We start from the raw sequence: 14,185 nt of genomic DNA on the forward strand, positions 1-14,185 counted from the left end.
AGTTCAATGTGCCAAGTTCAATCCCCTCTGCCCCTCTGCCCCTCTGCTCCTCTGCATTTCAAGCTTGTGAGAAATGCGGGTTAATTATTCCCCACTCCCTTTCTTTAAACAAACTGTAAACATTGAACTTTAAAATAGCAAATTAGCCCTTATTATTAATAGTTCAGGCGTGAAGCAGATAGCTAATAGCCTCTTGCTGGATATTCGATAGCTCATAGCTCAAGATGGATCTTGGAGATTGCTACCGTTTACTAGGTTTGCGATCGGGAGCTTCTTTTGCTGACATCAAAGCGTCTTACCGACGTTTGGCGCAGCAATATCATCCCGATATCAACCCAGATGACAACAAAGCCAAAGATAAGTTTATTGCGTTGACAGAGGCTTACAAACTCCTGCTGACAGTAGTACTGCCAGAGGAAACTGTGGCACATTCAACTCAGGTGTCAACATCTGGTGTGCGTGGTGATGCTAAGGCAACGCATAGGCAGAAAACACCAGTAACAACGGTGACAAGCCAAGAACCAGGGAAACCAAAGCCGCCTAATGTGTTGGAAATAGAAGAACGGCTGAAGTGGAAAACTTACGATCAATTACAGCGATTTTTGCAAGAAAGACGATTTCCGCAAGCGATCGCCTTGGCGGAAGCCTTAGCAGATCGTTTGTCAACAGATGCAGAAGTTCGCCAATGGCTAGCGATCGCCTATCAGATTTGGGGACGGGCGCTAATTTCCCAAAACCAGCTGCTCAAAGCCAGAATTTATCTCAAAAAAGCTTTGAAGACAGATCCCCATAATAAAAGTCTCTGGTATGAAGTGCAGCGAGATTTCCAACGATTAGAACAAATTTTTTAAATATTGACAAAATTTATTAAATTTATTAAAAATCAAAATCTCGTTTCCAGATTTTAAGAAGGAAATGGTCTTCATTGGCCTGCTACCACTGAGACGGGAGGCGGTAGCCTCCCAAAGAGCATTCCCAGTCTCAGACTGGGAACGAGGTAGGAATTACGAATTACGAATTACCGCCATCCGCGCAACACTGCTCCTAATGTAGCGATTCCCTCAACAATCTTCTGAGTTGGCTGAAAGCTAAAAGCTAACCTGATCGCATCATCCCCCTGCCCATTAGTGTAGCAGCGAGTCCCTGGTAGAAAACTGACACCGTGTTCACTGGCAGCCATTAAGAGTGCTTTGGCGCTAATGTCTGAGGGCAATTTACACCAAACGAAGAAGCCGCCATCGGGACGCAAAGCAACTACATCACTGGGAAACTCTTGAGCGATCGCTTCTAACAACAAATTGCACTTATGCTTGTAGCAGGCAATTAACTCCCGAATGTGATTCTCTAATTTGCCTGTGGCACAATAGCGGGCGACCACATGGCTGACAAATGGCCCCACCGTCCCCTCACTTTTGAACATTGCGAGCCGCTCAATAATCGCTGGCTCGCCGCAAGCCCATCCCAACCTGATACCGGGCGCAATAATTTTCGAGAAGGTACTCACATATAATACCCACCCCTCCTTGTCAAGGGTTGCCAAGGGAGGCACAGTTTCTCCTTGGAAGCGCAAATCGCTATAAGCATCGTCTTCCACCACCAGCACGCCATATTCAGCCGCTAATGCCACCAATTTTTGGCGGCGAAATAACGGCATAGTAGTACCTGTGGGATTGTGAAAGGTGGGGATAGTGTAAATAAACCGGGGCCGGATGCCCTGCTTCTTCAAATCGCTCAATGTTACTTCTAGGGCATCTACATCCATCCCCAACTCATCCACAGGAATGGTAATTATGCGTGCGCCAGCTTGGACAAATCTCACAACTACTCCCAGGAAAGTTGGGCCTTCGACAATTACCACATCACCAGGTTCGACAAACACATCTGGTAGCAAGCCCAGAATTTGACCAGAACCATAGCCAATGATTAGGCGATCGCGATCGGTAGTGATTCCTTTAGCCTGCAAGCGGAGGATAATTTGCTCGTATAGTTGAGCTGAAGGTGGGCCGTAATTGAGAGCTAGGGGAGCCTCTTCTGCCAGCACAGCAGCACTTGCAGTAGCCAAGTGAGCGTGAGGAAAAAGAATTGGGTCAGCTAGACCGTAGGTAAAGCTGACATTGACGATTTTGGTTAACTCTGTACTGTAGGTTGGCGGTGCAATATTTCTAGCTCGTTCGGCGAACAAATCAGCAATTCGATAAGCAGGGGTAATGGCAGCCATAAAAAGTTCAAAATTGGAAGTTACAGTAGAGAACACACAAGAAGACAATTAGCGAAAAGTCAGATTGGAAGAAGCCTTCAATCTGTCAGCGCAGCGTCGGAACAAGCATCATTTTTCAAAAAATAGGGATCTTAAACTTTCATGAGTCGCCGAGAATTCATAGTGGATTCTGGCTCCTGACGGATATATTCTTCCTTATAACATGATGACAAGTATCGTGAATATTGACTGATAAAACGGAATTACTGACAGTGAAATTAATTAACCTCAAGTGGCAGCAGCTAATTCTAAGCTTAGGCTGTCTGCTACTGATGATTGCCTGTAAAAATTTCTATCCCACTACTAACCCAAATGCTAACCTTCTCAAGGTGGCGACAGACCCTACGTTTATCCCTTTTGAAATCCAAAGGGCTAGCGGGAACTTGGAAGGTTTTGATATTGATTTAATGAATGCGATCGCTAAAGTCGCAGGTTTTGCAGTCCAGTTTGAAAGTCTGCCCTTTGATGGGATGATCTCGACTTTGCAAGCCAAAAGAGTCGATGCTGCAATTAGCGGAATCACTATTACCGCCGAACGCCTGAAAACAATTGCTTTTTCACGGCCTTATTTTAAAGCCGGACTAGCGATCGCTGTCCGCCAAGACAATCAAAATATTAAAGACTTCAATAGTCTTAAAGGTAAAAAAATCGCTGTACAAATTGGTTCTACTGGGGCAGATTTTGCCAAAACCATCCCCAACGCCAAAATTAGTACTTTTAGTTCTGGTCCAGAATTTTTCCAAGACTTACTCAATGGCAATGTTGATGCTGTGATTAGCGATGCTTTCGCAACTTTGTATGCGATTAAAAATGGCAACCTCCAAGGCATCAAAGTTGTTACTGACTTGCTCACCCAAGAATACTACGGAATTGCTACGCCTAAAGACTCCCCCCATCTAGATGTAATTAACAAAGGTATAGCGACTTTGTTATCTAACGGCACTTACAACCAAATTTATCAAAAATGGTTTAACGTTGACCCTCCGCAATTGCCAGATTCTTGACAATAGGACATTGGGCATTGGGCATTGGGCATTGCTTGTTTCTCCCTCATCCCCCTCATCTTCCCCATTTATAAGCAATTACCAGCCAATATATTAAATATTTATCTAATATGCGTCACAATTAATACTGCCACCAAAATTCATTGATAAACTACAATCTCTTGTAGGTCTACTGTAGTCAGGGACAGCCAATTGTGGCACCTTGAATCTTAGTGGCTAGAAGCACCTTGGAGCGGGAATAAAGGAACTTCCACTATGCTGATTTGCCCTCAGTGTAAATTTGAAAACCCCAATAGTAATAAATTTTGTCAAAGCTGTGGCACATCCCTGACTCACAAGGTTTGTCCTGAATGCAGTACCGATGATGTACCTCTGAATGCACTACGTTGTCATAACTGTGGCACAGAATGTGGAACAGTGTTTTGGGCAATTATTGCTAAAGAAACGACTGCGAAAGCTTTGGGAGTAGGGGAGGATGTGGCAGAAAAGGGAGATGAGGGAAATGAAGGAGCTATATCTTCTTCATCTTCTCTATTTGCTAGTCCTCAGATTGCACCAGGCTCCTATTTAGACTCCCAAGAGCGTTATCAATTGTTAGATCCGCTACCTGGCCAAACGGAAACTGCCACTATTACTGATGTAGGGGTTAGAGTTCTAGACTGCCAGCCGTATCAAATATCACCTATTGAGGCAATACTAGCAAGTCAACAATCGGATTTGCTAACGCCATCAGTGGAAGCAAGTGGAATTCCTCACCTTGCTAGACTTTATATTTCATTACAATACCAAGGTCAGCCGGGGATACCGCAGATTCACGATGCATGGCAGCAGGGAAATATGGAGATAGTCATAATCGAAGACCGCTCACATTGGCAGTTTTTACTCGATTTATGGCAAGAAGAAACAACGAGTTCGTTAAAAATTTTACACTGGTGTTATGAAATGACCCAACTTTGGGCATTATTGGAACCAGTAAGTTGTCGTCAGAGCCTTTTAGATTTGTCGAATTTGCGATTGGATGAAGACCAAACGCTGGCGCTACAAAGGTTATATGTGGAATCATCCAATTCTTTGCCTGTCACCGAGTCGGCAGAAGATGCCGAAACCGAAACATCGGCTATTCCAGAGCAACCGTTAACCATTCAAGCTTTGGGGCGGGTTTGGCAAGCGCTATTTAGGCAATCTCAACGCACTCAATTTGGCCCTGTAGTCCAGATGTTGGGGGATTTAGAGGTAGGTAAGATTCAGACGATGGCACAATTGCGATCGCGTTTGGAGGAAATCTCTCTTGAACTGGAAGCACTAGGAACCGAAACTTTACCCCCAATAAAGGAGAAAAATACTGCTGTGCCAATTATCCCGCAATCATATGAGCCGGAAGATATCATTAGCAAAACTGATGATATGCCAACTGTTGTGCTGGCGATGCAGTTAAGTAGTTTAGAAGATGCAGGACGTACAGATGTAGGGCGTCAACGTCATCATAACGAAGACTACTTTGGCATTGAAACCAAAATTCAAAAGCTAGAGTCGCCCAAAAGTCGAGTCTTAGAAGGGCATGGTTTGTATATTCTCTGTGATGGTATGGGTGGACACGCTGGCGGCGAGATAGCCAGTAAGTTAGGAGTCGATACTCTACGGCAATACTTTCAAGAACACTGGATTACTAACCAACTGCCAACAGAAGATAGCATTCGTGAGGCAGTGTTTTTAGCTAATGAGGCGATTTATAAGCTCAATCAACAAGATGCCCGTTCTGGAGTTGGGCGCATGGGTACAACTCTGGTAATGTTGTTAATTCAAGATACTCAAGTAGCAGTCGCTCATGTGGGAGATAGTCGTCTCTATCGCTTGACGCGCAAGCGGGGACTAGAACAAATCACAGTAGATCACGAAGTTGGGCAACGGGAAATTACACGCGGAGTGGAAGCAAGCATAGCTTACGCCCGCCCGGATGCCTACCAACTCACACAAGCTTTGGGGCCTCGTGACGAAAACTCGATTCATCCCGATGTGAATTTTTTTGAGATCAATGAAGACACTCTTCTACTGTTAGCATCGGACGGTCTATCAGATAATGATTTAATAGAAACTCATTGGCAGACTCATTTAGAACCCTTACTTAGTTCTGGCGTTAACTTAGAACAGGGCGTTATAGACTTGATTGATTTAGCTAACCAACACAATGGTCACGACAATATTACTGGTATACTTATTCGAGCAAAAGTACGCCCAAATCTGGAAAGTTGAAAAAATGGGGAATTGGGAATGGGGAATCGGGAATGGGGCATGAGAACTAGGAAATAATTTTCCTAATACTTAATCCCTACTTCCTCATCCCTACTCCCTACTCCCCACTCCCCACTCCCTCTTAACTTGTAGGTTGTATTGTGGTTAGTCTGACTTTGTTAGAACCGCAACAGAAAACGCCCCTCCAGCAGTGGTGCTTTGAAAACTCTTCCATAATTCGGATTGGTCGAGCGGTAGATAATCATGTTGTTTTAACTGATAGTTTAGTTTCGCGGCATCATCTAGAACTGAGACACGATTCTGCTGACAATGGCGGTGGTTGGCGGCTGATTAGTCAGGGTACTAATGGGACTTTCCTCAACGGTGTCCTTGTAATTCAGAGTCCGTTACCAGACAATTCATTGTTACAACTGGCACAGGGAGGCCCAATACTGAAATTCCAAATTCAGGATGTAGCAGTACTGGAAACTGGTGTGCGATCGCAACAGATGCAAGAAACAGAAGAAAACGCCGTTGCAACACTCCATTCAGCCCAAGGTAGATATACTTGCACCCATGAAGGCAATTCCCCAAACAATCTGTTTTGCATCCACTGCGGACAACCTCTCTCAGTACAACAGAAAATTCGCCATTATCAGGTGTTGCGAACTCTCGGACAAGGAGGTATGGGTACTACTTATCTCGCTTGGGATGCGGCTGGCCAGATTGCGGGTATGCCACAACTGCTGGTGTTGAAGCAAATGAATGCCGATATGGTAAAAATTGCCAAAGCTCAAGAATTATTTGAGCGAGAGGCGCATACTCTCAAATCCCTTAACCATCCGGGAATTCCTAAGTATTACGATTTCTTTGTAGAAGGCGGAAAAAAATACTTGGCAATGGAACTAATCCACGGACAAGATTTAGAAAGACGTGTCTATACTACTGGGCCAGTTACGCCAAGCCAAGCGATCGCTTGGATGATCCAAACCTGCGATATCCTAGACTATCTTCATAGCCAAGAGCCGCCACTAATTCACCGCGACATTAAACCCGCCAACTTAATGCTGCGAAGTTCAGTAAATCGCATAGTGGTGCTAGATTTTGGTGCAGTTAAGGAAATTGGCACAGCGCCCGGTACTCGGATTGGTGCAGAAGGTTACTGCGCTCCTGAGCAAGAACGAGGACAACCTTTGACTCAATCAGATTTGTATGCAATTGGGCCAACGCTGATTTTTCTGCTCACAGGCGAAAACCCTTTCAAGTATTACCGCCAACGAGGGCGAAACTTCAGGTTCGATGTGGCAAAAGTTCCCACCATTAGTTCCCAATTAAGAGATGTAATTGATCGCGTTACAGAACCATTACCACGCGATCGCTATCAAACTGCGAAGGAATTAGCTGCGGCGTTAGCTGCTTGCCAACTTTAGGGAGTGGGGGGTGGGGGGTGGGAAGTTAGGAGTTAGAATTCTTCCCCTACTTCCTCATTCCCCCTATTCCCTACTCCCTATTCCTCATCCCAAGTCTCTACAGCTAGCAATTCACTAACTGGGTCTTGCATACTAAAGCCAAAGTCAAGCAGTTCCTGTTTCCAGTGCTGCCATTCATTACCGTAGAGCAAAGCGATTTTCCAGATGCTATCGCTTGGCTTGATAATGTTCGATTCTATGAGTGATTGCACATTGCGCTGCAATTTCACCATTGGGTGAATCACTTGCTGAGTCATAACCTCGATTGAATTCAGATTTTGTTGGTAAATACTTAATTAAAACTGCTTTCCATTCTGCAATTGTTGCTGGATCGTAGAGTGGTGTAATTTTGGTAAAGCTAGTCTTAACTTTTTAACTATACCATAACAAACTCTACTAAATTACTGGTAAATTCGCTTTTGTACGGTAATTACCACCACAAAACTCTAAATTCACCAAGCAGTCCTTAAACTTTTTGCAGAACCTGGGCAGAGGTTCAGGGGATAAGGATAAGGATGCTTTTGTTTCTCTTTAACCTTTAGCCGCCTTCTTTTTCCTTGTAACCTTTTACCACTAGAGTGCAACAGTACCTTTTGTAAGATATCTATTGTGGACGCCAAGCAAAATAATTAGTCGTCTGGGAGGTTGCACTATGTAGTGTGACTGAGGATGACTAGGAAAATTTTATTTTGTTGAATCACGAAAAATATGTGTGTTTGTTGAAGAACTGTAGGACACGGGCTAGTTTGAAAGTTTTTGACTGACAGGGAAATTTGCAATTGAGTAGAAATATCTACTGTTTATGTTTATTTAAACGTTATTTACAATATCGCAAACATCTAACTTTAGGCTGAATAATCGCAAATCTTTATATAATCTTAATTTTCTGCCCAGTGAATAAAACTTGGAGAGCGATGCCTACGGCGGTAAACTACGCACGGGAAAATTGTCGGTACAGCATAAGCTCACCATAAAGCTTCCTTATCTCCAGAGTCAGCATTTGAATTTTATGTAAAAAATTTCTAGCAAAGATGTTAGTTTCCTTGGGGAGATGGGTAATCTCATAACGGGAGGCTTGCTACTACCTAAGTATTTACCGCAGCAAGTATGTGAAGCATGACTGATTCGGGGGATGAATACTTAATTTCCCGCAAAAAGCAAATTGAGCGGCGACAAAAGATCGTCACTATAGTGTCGTTAGTGTCGTTTCTTGGTTCCACAGTGTTTGCAGTAATTCCGGCAATCCAACAAGCTAGTCAACCTAAGCCAGTAATTGCATCTCCTTCTGTTGAGTCAGAATTACAGCAACAGGCACGGGGCTACGAGATGATTTTACAACGGGAACCAGAAAACCAACTTGCTCTAGAGAAGCTGTCTATAGTGCGGTTGCACTTGAAAGATACTAAGGGTGCGATGACACTTTTGGAGAAGCTGGTGAAGTTGCACCCCAATCGGCAAGATTACAAAGTTGTATTAGAGCAGATTAAGAAGCAAGAGGGAAATAGCGATCGCAGCCCAAATAACCAACCAAAATCTAAGTAAGAATTTCAGTTAAATACTTTTGGAAATTAATAATTTTCAGATTACAAAACATGTTTGATCGTAAATCTATTTTGATCACTGGTGGTACAGGCTCCTTCGGTAAGCAATTTGTTAAAACGATTCTCAGCCGATATCAACCTCAGAAAGTCATAGTTTATTCACGGGATGAACTGAAGCAGTATGAAATGGCGCAGGAGTTTAACACACCAGTGATGCGCTATTTCATTGGAGATGTGCGCGATCGCGATCGGCTACGTCTGGCAATGCGGGGTGTAGATTTTGTTATTCATGCTGCGGCGCTCAAGCATATTCCTGCTGCTGAGTACAACCCAATGGAATGTATTAAAACTAATATTCATGGGGCAAATAATGTTATTGATATCGCCCTCGATCAAGAAGTAGAAAAGGTGATTGCCCTCTCAACAGATAAGGCAGTTAATCCAATTAATCTCTATGGTGCAACCAAGCTAGCTGCTGATAAACTTTTTGTTGCAGCTAATAATATTGTTGGGGAGATGAAAACTCGGTTTGCTGTAGTTCGTTACGGTAATGTTGTTGGTTCAAGAGGCTCAGTAGTACCTTTCTTTCAAAAACTAATTCAAGAAAAATCTCCAGAGATTCCCATTACAGATCCACGTATGACCCGCTTTTGGATTACACTCCAACAAGCTGTGGATTTAGTTTTTAACAGTTTTCAAAGAATGCAAGGAGGAGAAATATTTGTACCTAAGATTCCTTCAATGAAAATTACCGATTTAGCTGAAACACTCGCACCAGGAGTCCCAATTAAAGTTGTTGGCATCAGACCAGGAGAAAAATTACATGAAGCCATGTTTTCTTCTGAAGCTTCACATTTAGTCTTGGAGTTTACCGATCATTATGTGATTAAACCAACTATTGAATATGCTCATTCTGTGGATTACACCTGCAACGCTTTAAGTGAAAAAGGAGTCCCTGTCTCTGAAGGGTTTGAGTATAGCTCAGAGATAAATACAGAATGGCTAAAAGGTTTTCAATTACTCGATATGCTAAAGAAATGAGTGACTACATTCCTTATGGAAGGCAAGATATTAATCAAGAAGATATTGATGCTGTAATTGAAGTTTTGCGCTCAGACTGGATTACTCAAGGCCCAGCTATAGATAGATTTGAGCAAGCTGTTGCTAACTACTGTGGAGTGAAATATGCCGTAGCGGTTTCTAGTGCAACAGCTGCATTACATATTGCTTGTCTTGCTGCTGATTTGGGGCAAGGAGATATTCTCTGGACATCACCAAATACCTTTGTTGCCTCAGCTAATTGTGGACTTTACTGCGGTGCAAAGGTTGACTTTGTTGATATTAACTCAAATACATACAATTTAAGCGTATATGAATTAGAAAGTAAGTTAGCTGAGGCAGAAAAGCAAGGTTGTTTGCCCAAAATATTAATACCCGTGCATTTTGCAGGGCAATCTTGTGAGATGGAACAAATTGCTGCTTTATCACAGCGTTATGGTTTCAAAATTATCGAAGATGCTTCTCATGCGATTGGCGGAAGCTACCAAAGACAACCTATTGGTTGCTGCCAATTTTCCGATATGGCGGTTTTTAGCTTCCATCCAGTAAAGATTATCACAACTGGTGAAGGCGGTATGGTGCTAACAAATCATAAGGAATTATATCAGAGATTGATTAGATTAAGAAGTCATGGCATAACTCGCAATCCATATTTGATGCAAGGAGAATCTCATGGTTCTTGGTATTATCAGCAACTAGAACTAGGCTTCAACTATCGGATGACAGATATTCAAGCAGCATTAGGTAGCAGTCAACTGCAAAGACTAGATAAATTTGTGGAACGTCGGCAGTTGATAGCTCAAAGATATAATCAGCTACTACAAGATTTACCTCTAATATTACCTTGGCAACACCCTGATTCTGAATCTAGCTGGCATTTATATGTAATTCGGCTCAAGCTGGACAAGATTAATAAAACTCATCGACAGGTATTTGAAGAACTTCGCAGCACAGGAATTGGTGTGAATTTGCACTACATTCCAGTTCATACACAACCTTACTACCAAAAATTAGGTTTTCAATTAGGAGACTTTCTACAGGTTGAGCAATACTACGAGGAAGCTATTACTATCCCTTTATATTATGGGCTAAATGAAGAGAGTCAGAATAAAGTAGTAATTTCACTAAGAGAGAGCCTGACATGAAAACTGTAATTATTGTTCAGGCAAGAATGACTTCAACTCGCCTTCCTAGAAAAGTACTCAAAAAGGTATTGGATAAGCCTTTATTAGAATATCAGATTGAGAGATTAAAGCGAGTCAAGTTAGCTGATGAAATTGTAATTGCTACTACCATCAATAGTACAGATTTGCCAATCATTGAACTTTGCGATCGCCTTTTAATTCCATATTTTCGAGGTTCTGAAGAAGATGTCTTAGGCAGATATTATGGAGCAGCAAAAGAACATCATGCAGATGTAGTGGTTCGCGTTACCTCTGATTGCCCACTTATCGATCCACAAGTGATTGACAAGGTAATTCAATTTTATCTTGAGCATAAATATGAATATGATTATGTTTCTAATTGTTTAGAAAGAAGCTATCCACGGGGAATGGATACTGAGGTTTTTTCATTTATAGCATTACATCAAGCGTTTGTAGAAGCAACAGCACAACCCGACCGGGAACATGTGACTCCGTTTATTTATATGCACCCCGAACGTTATCGATTTGCTCAAGTAGTTTCTTCAGAAAATCAAAGTTCACATCGCTGGACAGTGGATACAGAAGATGATTTTGAACTGATAAAAAGAATTATTGAAGCACTTTATCCTCAAATTCCAAAATTCAGCTTAGGAGATTGTTTAGATTTGTTGAGGCAGTATCCTGATTGGTCGCTAATTAACGCACACGTAGAACAAAAAAAATATGGTAAGTAACTCGGAATTTAGAACTGAGCAAGAATATTTTTGGGCTGGTAAATTTGGTGATGAATACATCGCTAGGAATAAAGGAAATATTTTGATTGCTAATAATATTTCATTATTTACAAAAATCCTTTCCAGAACTCACTATATTCACTCTTTAATTGAGTTCGGTGCCAATATAGGTCTTAATCTTCAAGCAATTAGACAACTTCTTCCGGAAGCAGAAATTTCAGCAGTTGAAATTAACCAAAAAGCTGTGGAAAAATTGCAATCACATGATGATTATCAGGTTTACCATCAGTCAATATTTGACTTTGTACCTGAGCGCCAATATGACTTAACTCTGATTAAGGGAGTTTTGATACATATCAGTTCAGATATGCTTACCAAAGCGTATGAACTACTTTATCAAGTTAGTAATCATTATATTTGTATTGCAGAATATTATAATCCCACACCTGTAAAAATAACTTACCGTGGTCATCAAGATAAATTATTTAAGCGAGATTTTGCAGGTGAGATGCTTGATAAATTTCATGACTTACGTCTATTAGATTATGGATTTGTATATCACCGAGATAGCCAATTTCCTCAGGATGATTTGACTTGGTTTTTATTAGAAAAGACTGGTTATAAATGAAACTATTGATTCGGGCAGATGCATCAACACAAATAGGCACAGGTCATGTAATGCGCTGTTTAGCTTTGGCTCAGGCTTGGCAAGATGCAGGGGGTGGAGTAATTTTTGTGATGGCGACGGAAGCTCCAGATTTAAAAACTCGGTTAAAGTCGGGAGGAATGGAAGTTATCTATCTACCGATTGAGATTGGCAGTGCTGAAGATGCCGAAGAAACAGCAAAACTTGCGCGTCAATTCGATGCAAATTGGGTTGTAGTGGATGGCTACCAATTTGGTGCTAAGTATCAAGAAATCATCAAGGAATTTGAGCTAAAACTTTTATTCATTGATGATTATGGACACGCAAAACAGTACTATGCGGACATTGTTTTAAATCAAAATATTCATCCCGAGGAAGAATTGTACAGAAATCGACAGCCATATACTCAGTTGTTGCTTGGTACAAACTATAGCCTTTTGCGACGGGAGTTTTGGCAGTGGCGGGGATGGCAGCGATCGCTCCCTTTGATAGCTAAGAAATTATTAGTTACACTAGGCGGTGCAGATCCAGATAATGTAACTCTCAAAGTTATTCAAGGATTGCAAAAAGTAGAAGTGGAAGAGCTAGAAGCTGTTGTTATAGTTGGAGGAAGCAATCCACATTATGATCGGCTGCTAGTGGTTAGTCAGGAATCAAAGTTTCCGATTCATTTGAAAAGGAATGTTAAAAATATGCCTGAGTTAATGGCTTGGGCTGATGTGGCGATCGCAGCTGGTGGCTCTACATCTTGGGAACTGGCTTTTATGGGTTTACCCAGCATTGTGCTAATTTTGGCAGATAATCAGCAAGATACTGCTGAAAAACTCGGCAATTTGAATATAGTTATTAATTTAGGCTGGCATCAAGATATTTCAGAAGTAGAGATAGCACAAGCAATTAAGAAATTACTATTAGCCAAGCAAACAAGGATAGAAATTAGTCGGCACGCTCAACAATTGCTAGATGGTTATTGCACTGCCAGAATAATAACCATATTAATGGAGGCAAAAAAATGAATCCAATTCGCATTGACCAGCGCTTAATTGGAGGAGGTCAGCCTTGTTTTTTGGTGGCAGAGATAGGTATTAATCATAATGGTGATATCGAATTAGCCAAAAAAACCATTGATGCAGCTGTTAATGCTGGTGCTGATGCAGTGAAATTTCAAAATTATCGAACCGAGGATTTCATTTCTGATAAGTCTTTGGCTTACGAGTATATTTCTCAAGGTAAAACTGTTGTTGAGTCGCAGTATGAAATGTTTAAACGCTGCGAACTCACAACAGAAGCGCTGCGTGAATTAAAAGCTTACTGCGATCGCCGCTTCATCAGCTTTCACAGTACACCTACTAGTAAAGCTGGCATTAGAGATTTAGTAGAAATCGGTGTACCAGTATTGAAAAATGGCTCTGATTACCTGACACATTTACCCCTGATTCGACAAATGGGGCAAACAGGTTTGCCTACTGTACTTTCAACAGGTATGGCAACACTGGCAGAAATTGACGATGCTTTACGTACCTTCTACCAAACAGGAAACAACCAGCTAATTCTGCTTCACTGTACCTCATCTTACCCAACACTACCAGATGACGTACACCTACGTAAAATACCGACGCTGTTAGCAGTTTTTGGGTGCTTAGTGGGCTTCAGCGATCATACTGAGGGGACTACTGGAGCAGTCGTAGCAGTGACACTAGGAGCTTGTTGGATTGAAAAGCATTTTACGCTTGATAAAAATTTGCCAGGCCCAGATCACCACTTCTCATCTGACCCCGATGAATTTCGGGATCTGGTTACAGCAGTACGAAAAACAGAAAAATATCTAGGCAATTCACGTATAGAGCCTACATCTAGTGAAATACAAAGCCGTCATAACTATCGCCTATCTTGTGTAGCCGCGCATTCATTACCAGCAGGGCATTTGTTGACCCAAGATGATATTGTCTTCCAGCGTCCTGGGACGGGTATACCACCAGCTCATTTATATTTACTAGTAGGACGCACTCTTAAATATGCCTTACCAGCCAACAAAGTTATTAAGTTATCAAACTTGAATTAAAGTATTTCCGTAACCAGCAACAGATAGTATTTTCAATAC

At 41.8% G+C, this 14,185-nt stretch carries 13 protein-coding genes; 11 read left to right on the forward strand and 2 right to left on the reverse strand.

The features are described 5' to 3' along the window. The first annotated feature begins 224 nt into the window (after positions 1-224). Positions 225-851, forward strand: coding sequence for a J domain-containing protein (locus RMY00_RS00945; protein ID WP_322645766.1), 627 nt, complete (start codon positions 225-227; stop codon positions 849-851). A gap of 167 nt (positions 852-1,018) precedes the next feature. On the opposite strand, the gene RMY00_RS00950 is transcribed toward RMY00_RS00945, so the two are convergent. Beyond that, positions 1,019-2,218 (reverse strand): PLP-dependent aminotransferase family protein, encoded by a 1,200-nt coding sequence (locus RMY00_RS00950; protein WP_322645767.1) that lies wholly within the window; start codon positions 2,216-2,218, stop codon positions 1,019-1,021. Positions 2,219-2,442: 224 nt separating this feature from the next. On the opposite strand from RMY00_RS00950, the gene RMY00_RS00955 reads away from it, so the two are divergent. The 3 genes from RMY00_RS00955 to RMY00_RS00965 all read left to right on the forward strand — a co-directional run bounded on the left by RMY00_RS00955 (position 2,443) and on the right by RMY00_RS00965 (position 6,920). After that, positions 2,443-3,261, forward strand: a complete 819-nt coding sequence (locus RMY00_RS00955) for a basic amino acid ABC transporter substrate-binding protein (RefSeq protein ID WP_322645768.1) — start codon at positions 2,443-2,445, stop codon at positions 3,259-3,261. 255 nt (positions 3,262-3,516) lie between these two features. Continuing rightward, the gene (locus RMY00_RS00960) at positions 3,517-5,511 is read left to right on the forward strand and encodes a serine/threonine phosphatase (protein ID WP_322645769.1); all 1,995 of its coding nucleotides are present in this window, start codon (positions 3,517-3,519) and stop codon (positions 5,509-5,511) included. A gap of 140 nt (positions 5,512-5,651) precedes the next feature. Next, on the forward strand, positions 5,652-6,920 hold the full coding sequence (locus tag RMY00_RS00965) for a protein kinase domain-containing protein (RefSeq protein WP_322645770.1): 1,269 nt from the start codon (positions 5,652-5,654) through the stop codon (positions 6,918-6,920). Between the two features lie 77 nt (positions 6,921-6,997). Here RMY00_RS00965 and RMY00_RS00970 read toward each other — a convergent pair whose 3' ends face one another. Then, complete coding sequence (locus tag RMY00_RS00970) at positions 6,998-7,216, reverse strand: DUF4327 family protein (RefSeq protein WP_012407469.1); 219 nt, start codon at positions 7,214-7,216, stop codon at positions 6,998-7,000. Positions 7,217-8,075: 859 nt separating this feature from the next. Here RMY00_RS00970 and RMY00_RS00975 point away from each other — a divergent pair. Genes RMY00_RS00975 through RMY00_RS01005 form a run of 7 tightly spaced genes read left to right on the forward strand, consistent with a single transcriptional unit; the run spans position 8,076 to position 14,146 of the window. Next, positions 8,076-8,501, forward strand: coding sequence for a tetratricopeptide repeat protein (locus RMY00_RS00975; protein WP_322645771.1), 426 nt, complete (start codon positions 8,076-8,078; stop codon positions 8,499-8,501). A 50-nt stretch (positions 8,502-8,551) separates the two neighbouring features. Beyond that, positions 8,552-9,541, forward strand: coding sequence for a UDP-N-acetylglucosamine 4,6-dehydratase (inverting) (gene pseB / locus RMY00_RS00980; protein ID WP_322645772.1), 990 nt, complete (start codon positions 8,552-8,554; stop codon positions 9,539-9,541). Then, the gene (pseC, locus tag RMY00_RS00985; RefSeq protein ID WP_322645773.1) at positions 9,499-10,704 is read left to right on the forward strand and encodes a UDP-4-amino-4,6-dideoxy-N-acetyl-beta-L-altrosamine transaminase; all 1,206 of its coding nucleotides are present in this window, start codon (positions 9,499-9,501) and stop codon (positions 10,702-10,704) included. Before pseB ends, pseC begins: the two co-directional genes overlap by 43 nt. Continuing rightward, complete coding sequence (locus RMY00_RS00990) at positions 10,701-11,438, forward strand: glycosyltransferase family protein (RefSeq protein ID WP_322645774.1); 738 nt, start codon at positions 10,701-10,703, stop codon at positions 11,436-11,438. The genes pseC and RMY00_RS00990 overlap by 4 nt, the downstream gene beginning before the upstream one ends. Continuing rightward, the gene (locus RMY00_RS00995; RefSeq protein ID WP_322645775.1) at positions 11,428-12,066 is read left to right on the forward strand and encodes a pseudaminic acid biosynthesis-associated methylase; all 639 of its coding nucleotides are present in this window, start codon (positions 11,428-11,430) and stop codon (positions 12,064-12,066) included. Before RMY00_RS00990 ends, RMY00_RS00995 begins: the two co-directional genes overlap by 11 nt. Beyond that, a complete protein-coding gene (gene pseG, locus RMY00_RS01000; RefSeq protein ID WP_322645776.1) occupies positions 12,063-13,100 on the forward strand; it encodes a UDP-2,4-diacetamido-2,4,6-trideoxy-beta-L-altropyranose hydrolase in 1,038 nt (345 codons plus the stop codon). The genes RMY00_RS00995 and pseG overlap by 4 nt, the downstream gene beginning before the upstream one ends. Next, the gene (locus RMY00_RS01005) at positions 13,097-14,146 is read left to right on the forward strand and encodes an N-acetylneuraminate synthase family protein (RefSeq protein WP_322645777.1); all 1,050 of its coding nucleotides are present in this window, start codon (positions 13,097-13,099) and stop codon (positions 14,144-14,146) included. The genes pseG and RMY00_RS01005 overlap by 4 nt, the downstream gene beginning before the upstream one ends. Positions 14,147-14,185: the final 39 nt, after the last annotated feature.

The organism is Nostoc sp. ChiVER01 (assembly GCF_034531155.1).
In the GTDB taxonomy this organism is placed as follows: Bacteria; Cyanobacteriota; Cyanobacteriia; order Cyanobacteriales; family Nostocaceae; genus Nostoc.

Bases quoted from the DNA above. Each gene is read 5' to 3' on its own strand.
- RMY00_RS00945 (WP_322645766.1), top strand. From the start codon at position 225: ATGGATCTTGGAGATTGCTACCGTTTACTAGGTTTGCGATCGGGAGCT.
- RMY00_RS00950 (WP_322645767.1), bottom strand. From the start codon at position 2,218: ATGGCTGCCATTACCCCTGCTTATCGAATTGCTGATTTGTTCGCCGAA.
- RMY00_RS00960 (WP_322645769.1), top strand. From the start codon at position 3,517: ATGCTGATTTGCCCTCAGTGTAAATTTGAAAACCCCAATAGTAATAAA.
- RMY00_RS00970 (WP_012407469.1), bottom strand. From the start codon at position 7,216: ATGACTCAGCAAGTGATTCACCCAATGGTGAAATTGCAGCGCAATGTG.
- RMY00_RS00975 (WP_322645771.1), top strand. From the start codon at position 8,076: ATGACTGATTCGGGGGATGAATACTTAATTTCCCGCAAAAAGCAAATT.
- pseB (WP_322645772.1), top strand. From the start codon at position 8,552: ATGTTTGATCGTAAATCTATTTTGATCACTGGTGGTACAGGCTCCTTC.
- pseC (WP_322645773.1), top strand. From the start codon at position 9,499: ATGGCTAAAAGGTTTTCAATTACTCGATATGCTAAAGAAATGAGTGAC.
- RMY00_RS00990 (WP_322645774.1), top strand. From the start codon at position 10,701: ATGAAAACTGTAATTATTGTTCAGGCAAGAATGACTTCAACTCGCCTT.
- RMY00_RS00995 (WP_322645775.1), top strand. From the start codon at position 11,428: ATGGTAAGTAACTCGGAATTTAGAACTGAGCAAGAATATTTTTGGGCT.
- pseG (WP_322645776.1), top strand. From the start codon at position 12,063: ATGAAACTATTGATTCGGGCAGATGCATCAACACAAATAGGCACAGGT.
- RMY00_RS01005 (WP_322645777.1), top strand. From the start codon at position 13,097: ATGAATCCAATTCGCATTGACCAGCGCTTAATTGGAGGAGGTCAGCCT.